The sequence below is a fragment of the Acidicapsa dinghuensis genome (assembly GCF_025685685.1).
In the GTDB taxonomy this organism is placed as follows: Bacteria; Acidobacteriota; Terriglobia; order Terriglobales; family Acidobacteriaceae; genus Acidicapsa; species Acidicapsa dinghuensis.
The window spans coordinates 694,976-714,415 of the sequence record NZ_JAGSYH010000005.1; the positions used below are offsets into that span (position 1 = coordinate 694,976).

Here is a 19,440-nt window from a genome sequence, read left to right on the forward strand (position 1 = left end):
GTGTTCCACCCAAATCTATCGCGTGGTAGAGTCTTTTTCGAGTTTCAGGGGTTAAATCCCCTGTGCAACACTCGTTTCGAGCGACCTTGTTTCGAGCAACTTCGTTCCGAACAACACTAAATTGAAATATTCCCAGCAACGGGCAGAGAACCATCAAACGCTCTCCCGGAGGAAAATTCAAAATGCACGTGCAAGACAAGTTTCACCTCAGAAAATTGCTCTTCTCCGGATTTCTTTCCGGTTTTGTGCTCGCTGCCACTTCCTTACAAGCTCAACCCGACCCCCCACCCAGCGCCGCGCAGGTTCTTCATCTTGAGGGCAACGTGATGATTCAGCCGTCCGGTATCGACGGTTGGGACCAGGTTTCTCCCAACATGCCCGTCAACCCTGGAGATCGCATCTACTCCCAGCCGGACGGGCGAGCCGCGTTGTATGTAGCCGGTATTCGCACGTACTTCGATCACAATACCGACCTCACGCTGATCAACAACGACTACCAGACAGTCGTAATCGGGCTCGGTCAGGGCTCTGCCGAGTTCTACAACAACGGCCTGCCACCAGGCGTCCAACTGGTCGTTCAAACGCCCAACGGAGCGCTTACCGTCAATGGCCAGGCAGGATTTCGCGTGGATGTCGATCGCGATGATGGCTATTCTGTCGTTTCTGTCTTCCGTTACAACGGTTTCGTCGATGTCCACAGTGGCGGCGATTTCTACGCTCACCTTGGTCCCGATGAATCCCTCCAGATTGCCGGCACCAACCCTGTCTTTGCGCAGCCTCTTGGGCCCGCCGGCGGAGATGATTTCCGCAGCTGGGCAGATGGCATCGATTCCCACCGGATGCATGCATTTTCGCTCCAATATGTCAGCGCCGAGATGCCTGGCGTGGACATGCTTGATTCTTCGGGCGACTGGCAACCGCAGTCTCCTTACGGCGCAATTTGGTTTCCGCGTGTCCAGGCCGGCTGGGCTCCCTACCGCTACGGTCATTGGGTAAACCGTCCTTTCTATGGCTGGACCTGGGTAGCTGACGAGCCATGGGGCGCCGCGCCCTTCCACTACGGCCGCTGGGTCGTCATGAACGGTCGCTGGGGCTGGATTCCAGGGCCCCGGGAAGTCCATCCCATCTGGTCACCCGCTCAGGTCGTCTTTGCCGGAGGAGTACAGTTCGGCGGTGCAAGCCTCTCGGTATGGATTCCGCTTGGCCCCGGCGAGCCCTATAAGCCTTGGTATCCATGCAGTCCCACCTACATCAACCAGATCAACATCGTGAACATTCGCCCGGCTCCCGCGGTGCATGTGCAGACTGACTACGTCAAGATCGTCAACATCACCAACGTGACGAATGTGACCAACATCACCTACGTCAACAAAACCGTTGGCGTAACAGCTATGCGTCAGGAAGACTTTGCCGCCGGCCGGCCTTCCCGTGCCGCCGCAGTCACAGTCAATGCCACTGTGGTTCAGAACTTCCACCCTGCCGCACCAGCAGCAAAACCCCCAGCGCAGCCCGTCATCTTCCATCCCGTTGCCCGGCCTGCGGCAATTCCCGCGGCACGGCCAGTCCTGATCAATGAGAAGGGTCAGCAGGCAGCGGCAGTGCCTCACGCCAAGCCAGTCCCGGTACCGGTCAAGGCTGCACCACCCGCACCGAAACCCATTCCAGGCCGTGCTGTCGTTGGCAATGCCACCGTGGGTAACAAGCCTGCACCTCCTCAACCGGCCAGACCTGCAGCTCAAACTCCGGCACAACCTGTTAAACCGGCCATCAATCAGCCTCAAACAACAAGACCGGTAAATGAACCGTCGCGTAACGCTGCGACTCCCGAGAAACCTGCAAATCCTCAACAGCAGCCGAAACCTGCTATGCCGGAGGCGAAACCGGTCACACAAGAGCCAAAACCTGCCGTGCAGCAGCCAAAAGCAGTTACTCCACAACCGAAGCCTGCTCTAAACCCTGCCCAATCCAAACCAGCACAGCCGGCTGCCGGTACGGAGGCACATCCAAACACTCCAAACCAGCAAAAGCCAGCTAACCAGGCCAAACCGAATCAGGGCAAGAACGACAAGAACAAGAAGCCCGAAGACAAAAAAGAGGAAGATAAGAAGCCCGAATAGGCTGCACAAACAATCAACTAAAAGTCCGGTTGGCATCGTTTGCCAACCGGACTTTTGTTTGCGCGAGTGGTCTGGTTATCGATCTTCATGTCTTGGAGCCAGCAAAAACCCATAAATCGCCAACGCTACTCCAATTCCAAGAACCAGCGCTCCCACCATGGGCGGACCACCGACATCTTTCATCAGAAAGAAAAGCCCGATGCCGATGCCGATATTAACCAATCCACCAATCTTCAGGCCCTCGCGTCGCTTGAGGTCTTCGCGCACAAAGTCTCTGCTCTGCGCCACTTGTTCTTCGCGCATCATCTCCAGAGCATATTTCGCTGCATCATTCGAGCTCTCCGCCAGCCGCCGCATCGTCTCCGCTTTGTAATAGGCTTCCCGCTCTTTGCGCCGCGCCTCGGTCCAGATCGCGATAGAGACCATCGTAAAAATGCAGATCATCAGTACGCTCAAAAACAGGAACAGCGAGCCGGCGCCGGACGTTCGAAATGGGTCCAGGTCGAATAGCGTCACCAAAGAGTGTGTCATTGCATCCTCCTCTCCGGGCATCTATCCCGGTTTCGCCTGGTACGACAGGGAGGCCTCTCGGCCGGTTGCATTTTCTCGCCACTTTTCTGCTCGACAGCCTTCATGCCGCTCATGCAAAAAAGAATGCAACCGGATTTTGCCGCTCACTGTCCCACGCTAATGAGCAAGCACTTCCGAGGAGTCATCACGATTGCAAGTTCATCCCACCGCGGTTGCATCCAGTCACTTCGCATTCACGCGTGAAGAGGCAGAGCCAACCGCGTCCGGCTCCTCATCTCGCTCAGAGCGGGACAGCTCCACCGAAGCAACACTAGTGGATCGAATCCTTTCCGGTGATACACAGGCTTTTTCAGCCATTGTCCACCGCTGGCAAGGGCCTCTTATCAATCTCGCCTGGCGTTACTGCCGTGATCGCGCGCGTGCCGAAGAGATGGCCCAGGAAGCCTTCATCCGCGCCTGGCGCGGCCTCGCCCAATGGCGTCGCGAAGGCAGCTTCTCCACGTGGCTCTTTTCCGTAGCCGCCAACGTCTACCGCAACGAGCTCAAGCGAATTGCCCCCATCAACATCCCGCTCGACAAAGCCCCAGAGCCCGCCCAACCCTTCCTGCGGGATGCCGAGCTAGACGGCCATGTCCGTGACGAGGCCGTCCGCCGCGCCGTTCTTGCATTGCCTCAGAAATACCGCGAGCCCGTCATCCTTTTCTACTTCCATGAGATGGATCTATCCGCCGCTGCCGCCACCATGGGCATCCCTGAAGGCACCATGAAAGCCCGCCTTTCCCGCGCACGCGACATCCTGCGCCATCGCTTCCCACAGCTCCGATCATCCCTCGACGATTTCGCCTCCGAACCATCCAGCGCTACAGTGTTCTCAAGTGGGTTTGAACACCGAACGGGAAGAGAAGGCTCGAAAGGAGACCGCAAATGAACCAGCACAAGCAGCCCGACACGCAGCTTGACCCGCTCGACCAGGTTCTTCTCAACGAAGACACGCTCCTGCCCACATCCGGCTTCGCTGCCTCCGTCATGGATCAGATCGAAGCCGAGGCCGCCGCACCCGCGCCCATACCATTTCCCTGGAAGCACGCATTACCCGGCCTCGCCGCGCTGCTCATCGGACTCTATTGCCTCTATCGTCTCGCCTCGACAACCTTCACTGCGACGAGCCAGTCCTCCCTAACCACTGATTGGCTGCACTGGCTGCGATCCACCGCAACGCCAGCCGTCATTCTGCGTACACAGGCCGCTCCAGCCCTGTTCGCCCTCGTTGGTGCATGGCTCTGCGTTTTCCTGTGCAGCAAGCTCGCCGGCGGATGGTCAACCCGCTGAATCTATCCGCGCGTAATTCTTGCCTCCGCAATAGAAGCTGCGTCTGCCAAAGCTAAAATACCCTCATGAGCAACCAGCTCAACGAGAACCCCCTTGGCTTCCCAAACTGACTCCCGAACCATCATCGCCACCAACGAAGCACCACGCGCCATCGGCCCATACTCGCAGGCTGTCCACTCCGGCAATCTGCTCTTCACCTCTGGCCAGGTCGCCCTTCATCCTGAAACCCAGCAGCTGGTCGAGGGCGGCATCGAGGCCCAGACCACGCAGGTCTTCGCCAATCTCAAAGCCATTCTTGAAGCCGCGGGTAGCAGCTTCGCAAGCGTGCTCAAAGCCACTGTCTTTCTCAAAAACTTTGACGACTTCGCTGCCATGAACGCCATCTACGCCGAGCACCTCGCCGCTGGTGGCAGCCAACCTCCCGCCCGCAGCACGGTTGAAGTCGCGCGTCTTCCCAAAGACGCCCTCATCGAAATCGACCTGGTCGCCCTCATCCCCTCATAACCCCGCCGATTGGGAGGGAGCAGGGGCATTCATGTCCCTGAATTGCCTGTCGGAAGAATGCGGCTTTAGCCGCGGGCTCTCTCCAGATGGCTACCACCGAAATTTGCGGGACCGCTCCACAAACCGCGCAGTCCTGATTTCGCACCCCTCATTCCGGCGTCCCACTTCTGCATCGCCAGCGCACCTCTGCATCGTCTTCCGGTCCGCACATCACCGGAAACTCCCCTACACTACCCAGAGACGAGCATCGGATAAGAGCATCACGCTCAGTCTTGGTACGGAAGCAGCGATGGCCATACAAATCGAGCGTCTCAATACGCTGCTTCTTCAAATGGCCGCCGACAGCGCTCCAGGGCGCGAATTCGCCACCTCTATCGCTGAGCTCGCCCGCTCCGGCCGCTTCGCCAATCTGCGCGCTGTCCTTCCCACCGTCGTCTACGAAGAGCTCTGGGATCGCTATCAACTCAATCCCGCCGCCTTCATCGAACAATGGGAGCAGCTAGCCCGCGAGATGCAGCAAGGCTTCATCCAGCATGCCCGCCAGCGTCTCACGTCGCTTACCCGCCTCCAGCAAGCCGGTAACAATCAAGCGCCAGCATGGAAATCCATCCAACTCGCTCTCGACTCAAGCCACAACGATCTTCTCCGCGCCGCTGTAGCCACCGAGTTCCTCGATCTTGTCGAGCCCGCGGTCGCACGCGCCACGCATCTCCGCGAGTGCGTCGTCTCCACGCCATCCTCCGAAGAAGCCGACCGCTACCTCGACGAAGCCACACGCTGCTACTTCTTCGCGCTCTTTACCGCCAGCGCCGTCATGTGCCGCTCCGTGCTTGAAGAAGCCATCAAGCAGCGCCTTCCCGAGAGCATGCACCGCCAGATCCGCACCCGTTACCGCAACGCGCCCACACTCGGCAATCTGCTCCACGAGGTCAATAACAATCTCAACGCCACCGGCATCGATCCGCGCTTCCCGCGACTAGCCAACGCCGTTAACGACATCGGCAAGAAAGCCGTCCATCAAGGTCTATTGTCAGAAGACGAAGCCCGCACCTGCCTGCAAAACGCCCGCGAAGCGCTTCAGATGCTTCTTGGAAGGGAATTGAGCTCAGTTCCGCGTCTGCAGCGCACCATGCAGTGACGACTCATACCGCTCGCCCGTAGCCATCAACTCTTCGATAGCCTCCACAGACTCAATCCCACCGCGCGCACCGGCCTTCATGCAGTTCAGCGCCGCCGCCGCACAGGCAAAATCCAACCGCCGCTGCATCGGCCACTCCCGCAGCAACCCATAGATAAACCCGGCATGGAAGATATCTCCCGCGCCCGTCGTATCCTCCACCGGCACGCGATACGCCGCCGCGTAGTGGAACTCCCGTCCGTCCCACGCCAGCACTCCATCTTCACCCAGCGTCGCCGCCGTCAACGTCGCGCCATACGCAGTATGCATGCGCTTCAGAGCCGTCTCCAGATCGGCTTCACCCGTCATCTGCAGCGGAAAATCACGGCTCACGATCAGGTAATCCACCTTGGCCAGCAGATCCTCGACGCCCTCAAAGCGCACATCCAGGTCCGCCACTACCGGAACCCCAGCCTCGTGCGCCCAAGTTGCCGCTAGCGTCGCCGCAGCCGTATCCTGCCCATCCACATGCAGCGCCCGAGCCTTTACCACCCACTCGCGGCGCAGATCTTCCGGACGCAGCACCAGCCGCTCATCTTTGCGGTTCAGCACCGTCCGCTCGCCCGTCTTATCCACCAAAATCAGCGATTGCGGACTCACCCCGTCCGGCACCACCACCAGTTGCGTCTCCACGCCCTCGCGCGCAAACGCATCCTTGTGCAGCGCCCCGGCCGCATCGTCACCCAGCTTGCCCACATACCGCGTGCGCAAACCCCAGTGCTGGCAGGCCACGACAGTAGAAGCCACCTGCCCGCCTGGCAAAATCGTCTCCGACGTGTACACCATCTTCGACCCGCGCTCAGGCAGCCGCTCCAGATGAATCAGCGTATCGGTAGCATTCAGCCCCACCCCCACCAGATCCACGGTTTCGAGCGCGCTATTGGCTCCATTGTGCTGAGCCTTCCCAGCGTCTCCATGCCCGTTCTGCGGCGAGTAGGTCATCTCTCAACTATAAATCCCACGCGGCTGGTGTTCGTCCTTAGTATGTTGCGTCGTAAACTCAATCCCAGCACGGACACCCCAACCGAGGTGCACCATGGGCCCATTCCTCAGCGAACTTCGCTACTCTCTCCGCCGTCTCCGCAAAGCCCGCTTCTTTTCTCTAGCCGTCATCCTCATGCTCGCCTTCGGCATCGGCGCATGCACCACCATCTTCTCGCTCATCCAGGGAATCCTCCTGCGCCCCCTGCCATTCCCCGATTCAGGGAACCTCGTCCAGCTCGGCGAGCACGTCGGCGAAAATCCCGGCATCGGCGTCACGGCCCGCGACATCCAGGCCTATTCATCCTCCGCCACAGCCTTTTCTTCCGTGGGCGGTTTCGCTACCACTGACTTTGAGCTCTCCGGTAACGCGACTCCGGAATACCTCTCTGCAGGCCGCCTCAACGCCAGCATCTTTTCCACCCTCGGCGTCCAGCCCATCCTCGGCCGCGTCTTTTCTCATCAGGAAGAGAACACCCACGCCACCGTCGTAGTTCTCAGCTACCAGATCTGGACCAACCGCTATCACCGCGACCCAAACGTCCTCGGCCAGACCATCCAGCTCAATCGCCAGGTCTACACCATCATTGGAGTCATGCCACGCGGCTTTGAATTTCCTTTGCAGCGCGGTCACCTAGACGAGATTCAGCTCTGGGTTCCGCTTAGCCTCACCGCCGAAGAGCTCTCCGAGCCCAACGCCGGCATCTTCAGCTACCAGATGATCGCGCGTCTGAAACCCGGCGTGACGGTCGAGCAGGCCGCCCAGGACGCCGCTCGCGTCGCCCGTGTCATCATGCAGAACTACCCAGCCTCCATGTCCCGTATCCACATCCGCGGAGACATCAAGCTGCTCAGCGAAGCCGTCACCGGCGAAGCCCGTCCACTACTGCGCGTCCTCTTCTTCGCCGCTGCCGTTGTCCTGCTCATCGCCTGCGTCAACGTCGCCATCCTCATGCTCGTCCACGCCATCCGCAATCAGCGAGACCAGGCCGTACGCTTAGCCCTCGGCGCTCGTCCCGGCGCAATTCTCCGCGAAACCCTGCTCGAAGGCCTGCTCCTCAGTCTTACAGGTGGTCTGCTCGGCCTCGCCGTCGCAGCCCTGGTTCTGCCGACGGTGACGCGTCTTCTGCCAGACTCCCTGCCTCGCCTCGACTCCATCTCCATTGATGGTGTTGTCGTAGGCTTCGCTCTCGCCACCACGTTCTTCACCGGAATCGTGTGCAGTCTCGCCCCGGCTCTCCTGGCTCTGCGCACCAACCTCGTCGCAGCACTCAAAGAAGGGCAGGGAACAGCTTCATCCAGTGGGCGGCGCATCTCCACCCGCTCTGTCCTCGCATCCGCTGAAATCGCCATCGCTCTTCTGCTCCTCACCGCTTCTGGCATGGCCCTGCGCAGCTACCAGAAAATGCTCGCCATCGATCCCGGCTTTCAACCCGAACACGTTCTCGTAGCCGGATACCGCCTGCCTATCACGCAATATCCCACCAACCTCTCCGTCGAAACATTCAACCGGCAACTCATCGATCGCTTGAGCTCCAAGCCCGGTATTGCCTCTGTCGGCATTGCCGATTCGCTTCCTTCCGCAGGCAATTCCGCCATGTCCGCCTACACGCTTGAGGGCGAACGCACAGAAGCATGGAAGCTCAAATTCGCCGCCTTCGCCGCCGTCGACGGGGACTACTTCCAGGCTCTCGGCATCCCCCATATCGCGGGGCGCACCTTCACCAGTGACGATGGCCCCAACGCGCCGCCTGTCATCATCGTCAGCCAGTCCATGGCGCAGCACTCATGGCCGGGCCAGAACGCCATCGGCAAACGCATGCACGTCGGCAATCCGAAAAAAGGCCTGCCCTGGGCCACCGTCGTCGGCATCGTCGGCAACACCCGCATCGGCGCGCGCGACGCGAAACCCAACGACCAGTGGTACCTTCCCGTCCGCCAGCCCGCGACCCTCTACGGCGCATCAGCCACCGATGCCCGCTCTGTCGCCCTCGCCAGCTACATCATCCTTCGCGCCGCGATTCCTCCTAATCAAATGCCCGGCATCCTTCGCGCCAGCGTAGCTGAGGTCGACCCGCTGCTGGCCCTCGATGACATCCAGCCCATGAATGACGTCCTCTCCAAAACCGAAGCACCGCGCCGCTTCCTCACCGAACTCGTTGGCGCTTTCGCCCTTGCCGCGCTTCTGCTTTCCATCACCGGCATCTACGTCGTCATCTCCTTCGCCGTCTCCATGCGCACACACGAGATCGCCATCCGCATGGCTCTTGGAGCCCAACGCTCCAGCATCGCCCAGCTAATCCTTCAATCCGGCCTCATCCTCGCCCTCTACGGCTGCGGAACCGGCATACTCATCTCGCTGGCACTCGCAAAATTCGTCCAGTCCTTCCTCTTCGAAGTCACCGCCACCGACCCGCTCATCTATCTTGCCAGCGCAGCCATGATGATCCTCATCGCTGCCCTCGCGTCACTCCTGCCAGCCCTTCGCGCCGCCCAAGCCGACCCAATCCGCACCCTGCGTTCGACGTAGAGTCAAGCCTGACATCCATCTATCGATCTGAGCTGATCGCCATTACCAAAGGCGTTCCAAATAATGGGTGTGGAACAGTAATTCAGCGCATCTTTCCAAATAAAATTGACCAGGTTCAAAAAACATCTTGCAATTTTGATGGTACGTGGCGCAATATTTGACCATGGTCAAATCTGATCCATCAACTGACAAGGGCGAACAGACTCGCCGCCACATTTATGCAACGGCACTCACGCTCTTTCGTGAAAGAGGCTTCGATAACGTCACCATGCAGGCCGTTGCCGAGCAGGCTAAGGTCGCCAAGAGCGCGGCTTACTATTACTTCCCCAGCAAAGAAGCAATCATTCAGGCCTATTACGAAGCAGTGCAGAACGAGCAGGACCGCGTCTGCGAGGAACACTTCGCTGAAAGTTCGGACTTTAAAAAGCGAGTAGCCTCCGCGATGCATACAAAATTCGATCTGACGAAAGACGATCGTAAATTGCTCGGCGTCGTCTTTCGTTACACCGGCGAGCCCGCGCATCCTCTCTCCTGCCTGGGAAAAGGTACCGAAGCAATTCGCCGGCGGAGCATCGCCATCTTTGAACGCGCGATCGAGACCGAACGCATGCCCAAAGACCTACAGGAGCTGCTTCCGCTTGCTCTCTGGTCACTGCAGATGGGACTTCTCATCATGTTTCTCTACGATGAATCCCCAAATCAGCAACGCACTCGAAAACTAGCCGACGGAACACTGGATCTGAGCTGGAAACTCTATGCCCTGACGAAGCTTCCAGTACTCCGGCCCGTTCGCGCAAAGATCACATCGTTGTTACGCGCAGCTCAGTTTCTCCCCGCGGTCTGAGCGCGACGGACCGCAGGGCTTGAAGAACATGTCGTCGCTATAAACCAGGAGCTGGAACCATGAGCCGCAGTCTCACACCCGTACAATGGTCGATCATCTTTCTCGCCATCGCTCTCAGCGCAGGTTCTATCCTGTACCGTCTGCTGATGCACGAAAGACTCGGCCATAGCTCCCTTATGTTCCTTGGGATCCCGGCTGTACTGACGATCCTCCTCGCGCTCACTCCGAAAGCGAAGAGCATCACCGGTGGAATAATGAAGGGCATTACGATAGCTCTTCTGATCGTAGCCCCGCTGATGGGTGAAGGGTATCTTTGCATTCTCATTGCCTCACCACTCTTCTATCTACTTGGTGCGGTCGTGGGCGTCATCTCAGAAAACAATCGAAGGAAGCGGTTTACAAAGTTGAGTTGTATCTCGATCATTCTCATCCCCATGGCCTTTGAAGGCGTAACTCCGCAGCTATCATTCAGGCGCACTCAATCCGTGGAAGTAACCGAAACGATCCATGCACCCGCCAGCGCGATTGCTCTTGCCCTCTCCAGCAGTCCCCGCATAGATACGCCTCTACCTGCATTTCTACGCATCGGCTTTCCCCGTCCACTGCAGGCTTACGGAAGCGGTTCGGCCATCGGCTCATATCGGATCATCCATTTCGCTGGCGCTGAGGGAGATCCTCCAGGAGATCTCATGATGCGCGTCGCCGAATCACAGCCCGGCCTTATTCGCTTCGATACGGTGAGTGACAACTCAAAGCTCACCCAATGGATCAGTTGGAATTCCTCTGAAGTCCGATGGACCCCACTGGACAAAGAGCATACGAGTGTTTCCTGGCGTATCTCTTTCGACCGAAAACTCGATCCGGCCTGGTATTTCACGCCATGGGAGCGTGCCGCTGTCCGTGATGCCGCGGAATACCTCATCGAATCCAACGCAACGCCCACTGAAGCAAAACAATGACACGTACAGAAATCATTCGCTTCTGTGGAATCTACGTTCCATTGATGCTTTGCCTATTTGCAGGCATCCGGCAACGCAGTCAGCCTCGTATTTTCATAGGCTGCTTGTTGGGCACACTCTGGACGGTGCCCACTCTGCTGGCACTGGCCCACCTCAACGGCGTGGCCCAATGGTGGTCGTTTTCGGGAGCAGATATAACCTTCGCAGGCATGCCGATCGAGCTGTACTTCGGCTGGATCCTGTTGTGGGGCGTGCTCCCACAGTTTGTTCCAGTGAAGCTGCCTGTCGCAGGCACAGTTCTTGGCTTTGTGGCTCTTGATCTTCTTGCCATGCCTGCCTGCCGGCCATTGGTGCAACTACATGCACACTGGCTCATCGGAGAAGCAGTAGCGGTACTACTCGTGTTGCTTCCAGCATTGTGTCTTGGTCGTTGGACTATCTCAACGTCTCATCTCTGCGCGCGCGCCAGTCTGCAGCTAATTCTTTCCTGCCTGATCTTCCTTTACTTCCTGCCGGAGTTAGCCTTTGCGCTGCATCCATCCTCAGCGTGGCAGCCGCTTCTTTCCATGCGCGGCTGGTCGCGTCAGATCGCATTGCAATGCATCGCGATGCTTGCTCTTCCCGGCGTAGGCGCAGTAATGGAATTCGCGCAGCGCGGTCATGGCACTCCCATTCCCTACGATCCGCCGTCACGGCTTGTAGTCAGCGGCATCTACCGTTACTTCGCAAACCCGATGCAGCTCTCGTGCTTTCTCGTCGCGCTCGCCTGGTCTCTACTCTTATGGAATCCATGGCTTCTCTTCGTGCCTTTCATCTGTGTGATCTACAGCATTGGCATCGCTCGATGGAGCGAAGCTCAGGATCTTCGGCAGCGCTTCGGCAGCGCCTGGCAAGACTATCGCGCCGAAGTGCACGATTGGCTCCCCCGCTGGCGGCCCTATCATGCAGGCGCTCCGGCAAAGCTCTATATCGCATTTAGTTGCGGACCATGTACCGAACTGCGTCATTGGCTCGAAGCTCGAAATCCAATCGGTCTCCAGATTCTTCCCGCCGAGAGCTTGCCATTCCGCTCCATCCGTCGTCTGCGTTACGATCCGTCCGATCAAAACTCCGCTGAAGAGGGAATCCGCGCACTAGGCCGAGCTCTCGAGCATATAAGCTTCGCTTGGGCAATTGCCGGTACCGCCCTGCGACTTCCTCTTATTTGGCAGTTCGTGCAACTCGTCATGGATGCCAGCGGTTTTGGCCCACAGGAGTTGGCCGCTTGCACGGTGGGACCGGATATTCCAGGCTTGCTCGACAAATCCTCAGGTCAGGAAAATGTCGTTGACAATCAAACTCTACATATGTAGAGTTTGTCTTCATGAACCTCCGTCTCACCCCTCAGACCCGGCAAATTATCGAGGTCCTGCTCCACAAGCCGCTCGACTGGAAATACGGCTACGAGATCAGCCGTCAGACCGGCCTCAAGTCCGGCACGCTCTACCCCATCCTCATGCGGCTCGCCGAGCGTCAGCTTCTCGAAACCGACTGGGAGCAGGGAGAGCCCGGCAAACCGCCGCGCCACATCTATCGCTTCACCGCTGAAGGGCTCCAATTCGCACGCGCCAACCATCTCGCCGAACCATCCCGTTCCACCAGCAAAACCATCTCCGCCGAATCCTTCGCCTTCTTCGGAGTACGCATCCGATGAGTCGCATCCGCACCGTCGCCCGCAACCTCCTCGCCGCCGTAGTTCGCCGCGCTCCCGGCATCTCCGAGGAATGGGCTGAGGCCATGCTGCGCGAACTCGACTACATCCCCGGCGAGTGGGAATCGCTCTTCTGGTCCCTCGGCAGCGCTGCAGCCATCCTTCGTCAATCCGCATGCGCACTCCGCGCCTGGCTTCTTAAACTTCCCGCACCTCAGGAGAAATCCATGAACTCCACCACCCGCAAAACCCTCGGCGTCCTCACCGGCATGGGCCTCGCACTAGCCCTTGCTTTCGCTGCATTCGGTCTGGTCGTCTTCACCAACTTGCTTGTCCCGTCGCTTCACCTGGACCGCATCGAGTGGACGCACGTCCTCTTCATCGTCATCCTGCCGGAGATCATCTTCATCGCTGCTGCCGTCCGCCTCTGGCGCACCCGAACACCCGTAGCCGCCGGCATCCTCATCACCGCCGTCGCTCTCGCCACGCACGTCCTCATGCACTTCGCCCATCGTTAAAATTCATGCCGATGTTTCCACTCGGCGTGCGCACCTCACTTCGCTGATCGATAATGGCGGCGATGGCTGTTCCTCACCGTTCCCACGCTGTAGAACGTCCGCTGACTGCTCTTCTCTCCTACGCGCTGGTCGCCTTCACCATCGAGTTCGACAACGAAGCCGAACACCGCCTCCCCCACGCCACCACGCTCTACGGCAGGACTCCCGGTGCGCTGGCCGCTCCATGGCTGGCCTCTCTCGCCATGTGGACCAACTGCATGCAACATCTGCAAGAAGGGCCAATCACCGTCGCAGAACTCGAACGCCGCGCCCGCACACCCGCCAATTTGCCCGGTATGGTGCGCTGGGGCTACATCCGCATCCAGCCTGCTCCGTCGGATGCGCGTCCCAAACCCCCACGTTCCGAATGGCTCATCACCCTAAAGCCTGGCGGCCAGCTCGCCATCGAAATCTGGCGTCCCCTTCAGGCCGAAATCGAAGACCGCTGGCGCAACCGCTTCGGAGCAGACCTTTACTCAGGCCTTCGCCAATCCCTCGCCGCCATCGTGTCCAGGTTCGATCCCGCATTACCCGACTGCATGCCGATTCTCAAGTTCGGCCTCTTCTGCTACGAAGGCCGTCGTCCGGCAAAGAAGTCACGCGTCACTGCTTCAGCCCAAAAGATCGACCCCGAAAAGCTTCCGCTCTCCGCACTCCTCGCAAAACCCCTGCTGTCCCTCGCCATCGACTACGAGACCGGCTCACCCGTCTCAATGGCCATCGCTGCCAACATCCTGCGTCTCGTCCCCGATCAAGGCCTACGCCTAAAGGATCTGCCCGCACTCTCCGGAGTCTCCAAAGAATCCATAGCCATGGCCATGACCTTCCTCAAAGCTCGCGGCATGGCAATCGAGGCGCCCGAATCCCCCGGCAGCCGTTTCCGCGCCATCACACTCACCGATCTTGGCCGAGCCCTCCGCGACGAGCAACCGCACCGCCTCAGAGAGATCGAACACTCATGGGAGCAGAAGTTCGGCGAACCCCTGAAAACCCTCCGCGAACAGCTCCGAGAGATCACAGGCGACGGTACCGCCCACTCTTCGCCGCTCTTCCTCGGACTCAAACCCTATCTTGGCGGCTGGCGCTCCAAAGCGCTTACGCCCGCAGTTCTGCCCAATTTCCCGATGGTCCTTCACCGCGGCGGCTGGCCAGACGGCAGCTAGCTAATCCGCGTCTACGCCTTAGCCATCCAATGCCGTACCAGCGGCCCATTTGCTCCATGTACCGGGTCCGAAGCTGGAAACTTCACCCGCCTCATCCGCTCCACAGCCGCCTCATCCGGCGCCGACCGGCAGATATCCCAGTGTTCCCCCTCGGGATACGCCCCCACCACCAGAAAATCCTCGCTCGCCTCAACCCGGCAATGTCCGGTACCTGTAGGCAACAGCGCCACATCTCCGGCATTCACCCGCACCTCATGCCCGCCCTCGCCGCCTAGCATGATCCGCCCCCATCCCGCGGCAAACCCCAACACCTCATGTGCCGTCGAGTGGTAGTGGTGAAACGGGTACACCCCATTCCTCCACTGCGGAGGCCATTCATTCTGCTCAAACACGCGCTCCATCTCCGCCGCCACATCACCCTTCACCGCAAACGCCCCGCGATACAGCAAAACAGGCAGTCGCTCGTTGTTCGGCATCCATCCATTGCGTTTCAACTGCAGCACTTCCGGTTCGCCCGTCGACGCAAACATCTCCGTTCCCATCCCAACCCCCAATACTGCCAGCGCCGCCCCAAACTTTCGCCGATCCATTCTCAACTTCGCGCGCCCATTCTCATCCCGGCTCATAGCTCATCCTCAACTTCCTCTAACTACCTCAGAGACGGCGAAAAGCCACCATCCGATGCCTCGTCCCGCCCCGCTTTTCTCCGGATTTTTCTTCTAGCCCCCGCAACTTCCCTCCATCCGCCAGTGTTTCGCCCAATATGGCCACTCCGAGACATCTCGCGCTCGTATGCCTCTTCGCGTCGCTCGCTGTCGTTGCGCAGGCCCAGTACTCCGAGCCCTCCCCATCTCCAGTCCCTGTGCCATCCGCATCACCCTCCATTCCCGTTTCCCTTGAATGGACTCCACCGCAACTCGCCTACATCGGCCAGTCTGCGGAGGTTAAAAACAGCTTCGTCCTCGACCGCACCATGCTCAGCGCAGTCTCCGGCCTGCTCCCTGACTCCGAAGCCCAGGCTCGCCAATCCCTGCGCAAACTAGACGGAGTCGCCGTCCACCTCTATCGCTTCCACGACGAAGCCGAAATCGACCCGCAAGTCATCCAGGATCTCCGCCAGACCTATCACGCCCACGGCTGGCAACATCTCGTCTCCAAAGGCCGCTCCGGCGATCCCATGCACACCGACGCCACTGACCTCTGGCTCGCCACCGACGGCATCACCGTCAAAGGTGGCACTCTTCTCTTCGTCACTCCCCGCTCCGTCAGCCTCGTCACCTTCGCGGGCAATCTCAACCCCGTCGACCTGCTCCGTCTCCGCGGCCACTTCGGCATACCCAACTTCCCCGGCGACAGCTTCCACGACGCACACTGATAGTCTGAGTTGTCATCCTGAGGAGCAACGCGACGAAGGATCTGCTTCTGCTTTGCTCCTCACTCCCCGCCAAATCCATCTGGACATTTCCTCCCCGCGATGCAAGTATCCGGAAATGGAAATCTCCCAGTTGCTCAATCGCAGACTGCAGTCCTTCCTTGCCCTCACATCTCTTGTTGTCTGCTTCGTCCTTACCGCCCGTGCTCAATCTGGTTTCACTCTCCAGCAAGTCCTAAGCGCTCCATTTCCAACCGAGCTCCAGGCCGCATCAGCGCTAGGCCGCGTTAGTTGGCTCTCCAACGCCGAGGGCCGTCGCAATCTCTTCATCGCTGAGCCCGATCACGGCAAGTTCACCGTCCGCCAGCTCACCCACTACACCGAAGACAACGGCGTAGACCTCGGCGACGTAGCCTGGTCCGCCGATGCGCAGCAGATCGCTTACGTCCGCGGCGGCGACTTCGAAGCCGTCTCCAAACCTGCCGCCAACCCCGCCGAACTCCCCGGCGGCATCCAGCAGGCTATCTGGCTCGTTTCCCTCAAGGGCAGCAAGCCCTCCGAGCCAGTCAAAATCGCCTACGGCCACTCCCCCGTCTTCACCCACGACGGCAAACAGCTCATCTATGTCCTCGATAACCAGCTCTGGACCATTGATCTCACGTCAGGGACAAAAGCGGCGAAGCAGGAAGAGTCCAAGCCTACCCAGCTCCTCCACACACGCGGAAGCCTGAGCACCCTCCGCCTCTCGCCCGACGGCACCCATCTCGCCTTCGTCAGCGACCGTGGCGACCACAGCTTCGTCGGCGTCTACGACCTCGCGACTAAATCACTCGTCTACCTCGACCCCAGCTCCGACAGCGACCGCTCCCCCTCCTGGTCGCCTGACAGCCATCAGCTAGCCTTCATTCGCACTACCACCGCTCACAACGAATTGGACTTCGCCCCCGACCGCTCAACCACCACTCCATGGTCCATCCACATCGCCGACATCGCCACCGGCCAGCCCCGAGTTCTCTGGACAGCCTCAGCAGAGCAGGGAAGCGTCTTCCACGAGCTCGCTACCGAAGACCAGCTTTTCTGGACCTCCGGCAACCAGATCGTCTTCCCCAGCGAAGCCGATGGCTGGCTTCATCTCTACGCCGTGCCGGCCGCCGGAGGCTCCGCTTCGCTTCTGACTCCAGGCGACTTCGAAGTGGAACACGCAGCGTTCAGTCAAAACCGCGCCATCGTCGTCTATTCCTCAAACCAGCAGGACATCGACCGCAGGCATCTCTGGAAGCTTTCCGTCTCCTCCTCCAATGTCTACAAACCCGAAGCGCTCACCGTCGGAGAAGGCGTCGAGGTCTTTCCCGCACTCGCCAGCGATGGCACAGTCTTCATGCTCCGCTCCGATGCTCGCCTGCCCATGCGCGTAGCCGCCGTCCGAGGAGACGCATCCAGCTCCGGCACACCCGAAGACCTCGACCCCGCTGCCATCCCCAAGGACTTTCCCGCATCGCAGCTCGTCGTCCCGCAGCAGGTCATCTTCTCTGCAGCTGACGGCATGCAGATTCACGGCCAGCTCTTCCTCCCGCCAGCTTCCGCCACGCAAAAACATGCAGCACTCGTCTTCTTCCACGGCGGCTCACGTCGTCAGATGCTTCTCGGCTGGCACTACATGCTCTACTACAACAACGCCTACGGCATGAATCAGTACCTCGCCAGCCAGGGCTACGTTGTCCTCTCCATCAATTACCGCAGCGGCATCGGCTACGGCCTAAACTTCCGTGAAGCCCTCAACTACGGCACCGCCGGAGCCAGCGAATTCAACGACGTCATGGGCGCGGGCCTCTACCTCCCCAGCCGCTCCGACGTTGACCCCAACCGCATCGGCTGCTGGGGAGGCAGCTATGGCGGTTATCTCACCGCGCTCGCACTCGGTCGCGCCTCTGATCTCTTCCGCGTCGGTGTAGACTTCCACGGCGTTCACGACTGGAACATCGAGCTAGGCAACTGGAACACCAGCTACGACCCCACCGCCAACCCCAACCTCGCGCGCCTCGCCTACGAATCGTCGCCTGTAGCGTCAGTCTCCACCTGGCGCTCACCCGTCCTCTTCATCCACGGCGACGATGACCGCAACGTGCAGTTCGAACAAACCCCCAAGCTCATCGCCCTTCTGCGCGAGCAGCACGTTCCACTCGAAGAGCTCATCTTCCCCGATGAAATCCACGACTTCCTGCTCCACAAAGATTGGCTCCACGCCTACGCGGCAGAGACCAGCTTCTTCGCCCGCTACCTCAAACCCTGAGAGACAAAACTCATCAGCCCGGCGCAACATACGCCGGGCCGATGCCTTATAGAAAGAGCCCGCAGTCCCAACTAGCGCGAATCCGGAATGTAAAAAGTTAAAGAAATCAGTTCTTCGGCTGATCCTGTCTTAAATTCTCCCCAATATAAAAAAGCCCCTAAAGACAACAATCACCACATATCCGAAGCATCTAACCACTTCGTAATCGAATTTCGACATCGGTTGACCGCGCAACTTGACTCATGCCACTATCGAATCTCGATACTAGGTAAATCGACACATGCCGATTGCGTCAGGGCTGCTGAGAAACAATATGCTTTGAAGGGGCACGAGTTCACTCGTGCCATCAGATCTGCAAAAAGAATGTGGCTTTAGCCACTGAGGGATGTATTCGATTCTGCTCGCATGTTCTCAGCAATCTGCATCTGCTGATTGCGAGTTTGTTCCCTGAAGAATTATCCCGAATCACACCTCGGTACGGTCATCACTCTTCACGGAGTCTCGCAGATGAAAGCCGTGCACCGCTTCTCCGCTCTCCTCTTCGTCCTGTGCATGGCTATCGCGAGCCCGGCATTGCTGGCGCAGGGACCACCCTATCAGACGGACGATCCCGTTCCCGTCGACCTGCATCACTACGAGTTCTACATCTTCGGCACAGCCGACGGCACTCCTGTCGAAATGGATTCCTCTGGCCCAGCGTTCGAGTTCAACTGGGGAGCCATCCCTCGCGTCCAGCTCCACGCCATTCTTCCGTTCGGCGTCGCTGCTCCGTTGAACAATCCCGTCTATCTGCCCAGCGGAACAGGCCCCACCAACTTCGGTCTCACCGACATGGAGCTAGGCGCAAAAATCGCCTACATCAAAGAGTCGAAGCACATTCCGCAAATTGGCACCTTCACCATGTTCGAGATGCCCACCGGAAGTTACGACAAAGGCCTCGGCGTCGGCAAAGTCTGGTATCGCCTCCCGCTCTGGATGCAGAAGAACATCGGTAAATGGCTTCTCGACGGCGGTGCAGGAGAAACCCTCGTCCCGCAAACCGGCTATCGCAACTTCCCCTACGGCGGCTTCCTGTTGAAATACACCTTAAGCGAGCGCCTCGAACTTGGCGGCGAAGTATTCGCCCACGGCAAGGAAGGCGTCGCCGCCCCACAAACGCAAGCCTCCACCATGATCGACTTCGGCGGCTACTACCACTTCAAACGCAATCCCAATCAGCAGATTCTCTTCTGCTACGGGCATTCAATCGCCGGGCAAACAGAAAACTACGCCTACCTCGGCCTCTACTGGACCTGGGGCAAAGACGACAAAGCCGACGACAAAGCACCATCCGCCGATCATGCATTCCTCTGGCAGCAGGCATTGCATCACGGTTCACAGTAACTTCTCTGAATCC

The 19,440-nt window shown here is 59.1% G+C and carries 18 protein-coding genes; 15 read left to right on the forward strand and 3 right to left on the reverse strand.

Annotated features, from left to right (window positions below; all coding sequences use genetic code 11):
* Window positions 1–182 precede the first annotated feature (182 nt).
* Window positions 183–2,117: a DUF6600 domain-containing protein gene (locus tag OHL22_RS17655; RefSeq protein WP_263340222.1), complete on the forward strand. Its 1,935-nt coding sequence runs from the start codon at window positions 183–185 to the stop codon at window positions 2,115–2,117.
* Window positions 2,118–2,192: 75 nt separating this feature from the next.
* Here the strand turns inward: OHL22_RS17655 and OHL22_RS17660 are convergent, their stop codons facing one another.
* Window positions 2,193–2,648, reverse strand: coding sequence for a hypothetical protein (locus tag OHL22_RS17660; protein WP_263340224.1), 456 nt, complete (start codon window positions 2,646–2,648; stop codon window positions 2,193–2,195).
* A 190-nt stretch (window positions 2,649–2,838) separates the two neighbouring features.
* Here OHL22_RS17660 and OHL22_RS17665 point away from each other — a divergent pair, with 190 nt between their 5' ends.
* The 4 genes from OHL22_RS17665 to OHL22_RS17680 all read left to right on the forward strand — a co-directional run bounded on the left by OHL22_RS17665 (window position 2,839) and on the right by OHL22_RS17680 (window position 5,619).
* On the forward strand, window positions 2,839–3,576 hold the full coding sequence (locus OHL22_RS17665) for an RNA polymerase sigma factor (protein WP_263340227.1): 738 nt from the start codon (window positions 2,839–2,841) through the stop codon (window positions 3,574–3,576).
* Window positions 3,573–3,977, forward strand: a complete 405-nt coding sequence (locus tag OHL22_RS17670) for a hypothetical protein (RefSeq protein WP_263340230.1) — start codon at window positions 3,573–3,575, stop codon at window positions 3,975–3,977. Before OHL22_RS17665 ends, OHL22_RS17670 begins: the two co-directional genes overlap by 4 nt.
* 93 nt (window positions 3,978–4,070) lie before the next feature.
* Window positions 4,071–4,481 carry a RidA family protein gene (locus tag OHL22_RS17675; protein ID WP_263340233.1) on the forward strand — a complete coding sequence of 137 codons (411 nt, stop codon included), beginning with the start codon at window positions 4,071–4,073 and terminating at the stop codon, window positions 4,479–4,481.
* Window positions 4,482–4,770: 289 nt separating this feature from the next.
* A complete protein-coding gene (locus tag OHL22_RS17680) occupies window positions 4,771–5,619 on the forward strand; it encodes a DUF4145 domain-containing protein (RefSeq protein WP_263340236.1) in 849 nt (282 codons plus the stop codon).
* Here the strand turns inward: OHL22_RS17680 and OHL22_RS17685 are convergent.
* The gene (locus OHL22_RS17685; RefSeq protein ID WP_263340239.1) at window positions 5,587–6,600 is read right to left on the reverse strand and encodes a carbohydrate kinase family protein; all 1,014 of its coding nucleotides are present in this window, start codon (window positions 6,598–6,600) and stop codon (window positions 5,587–5,589) included. The two genes, OHL22_RS17680 and OHL22_RS17685, sit on opposite strands and share 33 nt — an antisense overlap.
* Window positions 6,601–6,694: 94 nt before the next feature.
* On the opposite strand from OHL22_RS17685, the gene OHL22_RS17690 reads away from it, so the two are divergent.
* From OHL22_RS17690 to OHL22_RS17720, 7 genes are all read left to right on the forward strand, one after another.
* The gene (locus tag OHL22_RS17690; protein ID WP_263340242.1) at window positions 6,695–9,169 is read left to right on the forward strand and encodes an ABC transporter permease; all 2,475 of its coding nucleotides are present in this window, start codon (window positions 6,695–6,697) and stop codon (window positions 9,167–9,169) included.
* A gap of 145 nt (window positions 9,170–9,314) precedes the next feature.
* The gene (locus OHL22_RS17695) at window positions 9,315–10,013 is read left to right on the forward strand and encodes a TetR/AcrR family transcriptional regulator (RefSeq protein WP_263340244.1); all 699 of its coding nucleotides are present in this window, start codon (window positions 9,315–9,317) and stop codon (window positions 10,011–10,013) included.
* Between the two features lie 59 nt (window positions 10,014–10,072).
* The gene (locus OHL22_RS17700; protein WP_263340247.1) at window positions 10,073–10,972 is read left to right on the forward strand and encodes a hypothetical protein; all 900 of its coding nucleotides are present in this window, start codon (window positions 10,073–10,075) and stop codon (window positions 10,970–10,972) included.
* Window positions 10,969–12,324 carry a methyltransferase family protein gene (locus tag OHL22_RS17705; protein WP_263340250.1) on the forward strand — a complete coding sequence of 452 codons (1,356 nt, stop codon included), beginning with the start codon at window positions 10,969–10,971 and terminating at the stop codon, window positions 12,322–12,324. Before OHL22_RS17700 ends, OHL22_RS17705 begins: the two co-directional genes overlap by 4 nt.
* Window positions 12,325–12,335: 11 nt before the next feature.
* Window positions 12,336–12,665, forward strand: coding sequence for a PadR family transcriptional regulator (locus tag OHL22_RS17710; RefSeq protein WP_263340253.1), 330 nt, complete (start codon window positions 12,336–12,338; stop codon window positions 12,663–12,665).
* The gene (locus OHL22_RS17715) at window positions 12,662–13,180 is read left to right on the forward strand and encodes a hypothetical protein (protein ID WP_263340255.1); all 519 of its coding nucleotides are present in this window, start codon (window positions 12,662–12,664) and stop codon (window positions 13,178–13,180) included. The genes OHL22_RS17710 and OHL22_RS17715 overlap by 4 nt, the downstream gene beginning before the upstream one ends.
* Window positions 13,181–13,242: 62 nt before the next feature.
* Window positions 13,243–14,382, forward strand: coding sequence for a hypothetical protein (locus OHL22_RS17720; RefSeq protein ID WP_263340259.1), 1,140 nt, complete (start codon window positions 13,243–13,245; stop codon window positions 14,380–14,382).
* Between the two features lie 11 nt (window positions 14,383–14,393).
* Here OHL22_RS17720 and OHL22_RS17725 read toward each other — a convergent pair whose 3' ends face one another.
* Window positions 14,394–15,008, reverse strand: a complete 615-nt coding sequence (locus OHL22_RS17725) for a cupin (RefSeq protein WP_263340262.1) — start codon at window positions 15,006–15,008, stop codon at window positions 14,394–14,396.
* Window positions 15,009–15,145: 137 nt separating this feature from the next.
* On the opposite strand from OHL22_RS17725, the gene OHL22_RS17730 reads away from it, so the two are divergent.
* The 3 genes from OHL22_RS17730 (at window position 15,146) to OHL22_RS17740 (ending at window position 19,427) form a co-directional block, all read left to right on the forward strand.
* Window positions 15,146–15,757, forward strand: a complete 612-nt coding sequence (locus OHL22_RS17730) for a hypothetical protein (protein ID WP_263340264.1) — start codon at window positions 15,146–15,148, stop codon at window positions 15,755–15,757.
* Between the two features lie 115 nt (window positions 15,758–15,872).
* On the forward strand, window positions 15,873–18,044 hold the full coding sequence (locus OHL22_RS17735; RefSeq protein ID WP_263340267.1) for a S9 family peptidase: 2,172 nt from the start codon (window positions 15,873–15,875) through the stop codon (window positions 18,042–18,044).
* 507 nt (window positions 18,045–18,551) lie between these two features.
* Entirely contained in the window at window positions 18,552–19,427 is an 876-nt protein-coding gene (locus OHL22_RS17740) for a transporter (RefSeq protein WP_263340269.1), read from the forward strand.
* Window positions 19,428–19,440: the final 13 nt, after the last annotated feature.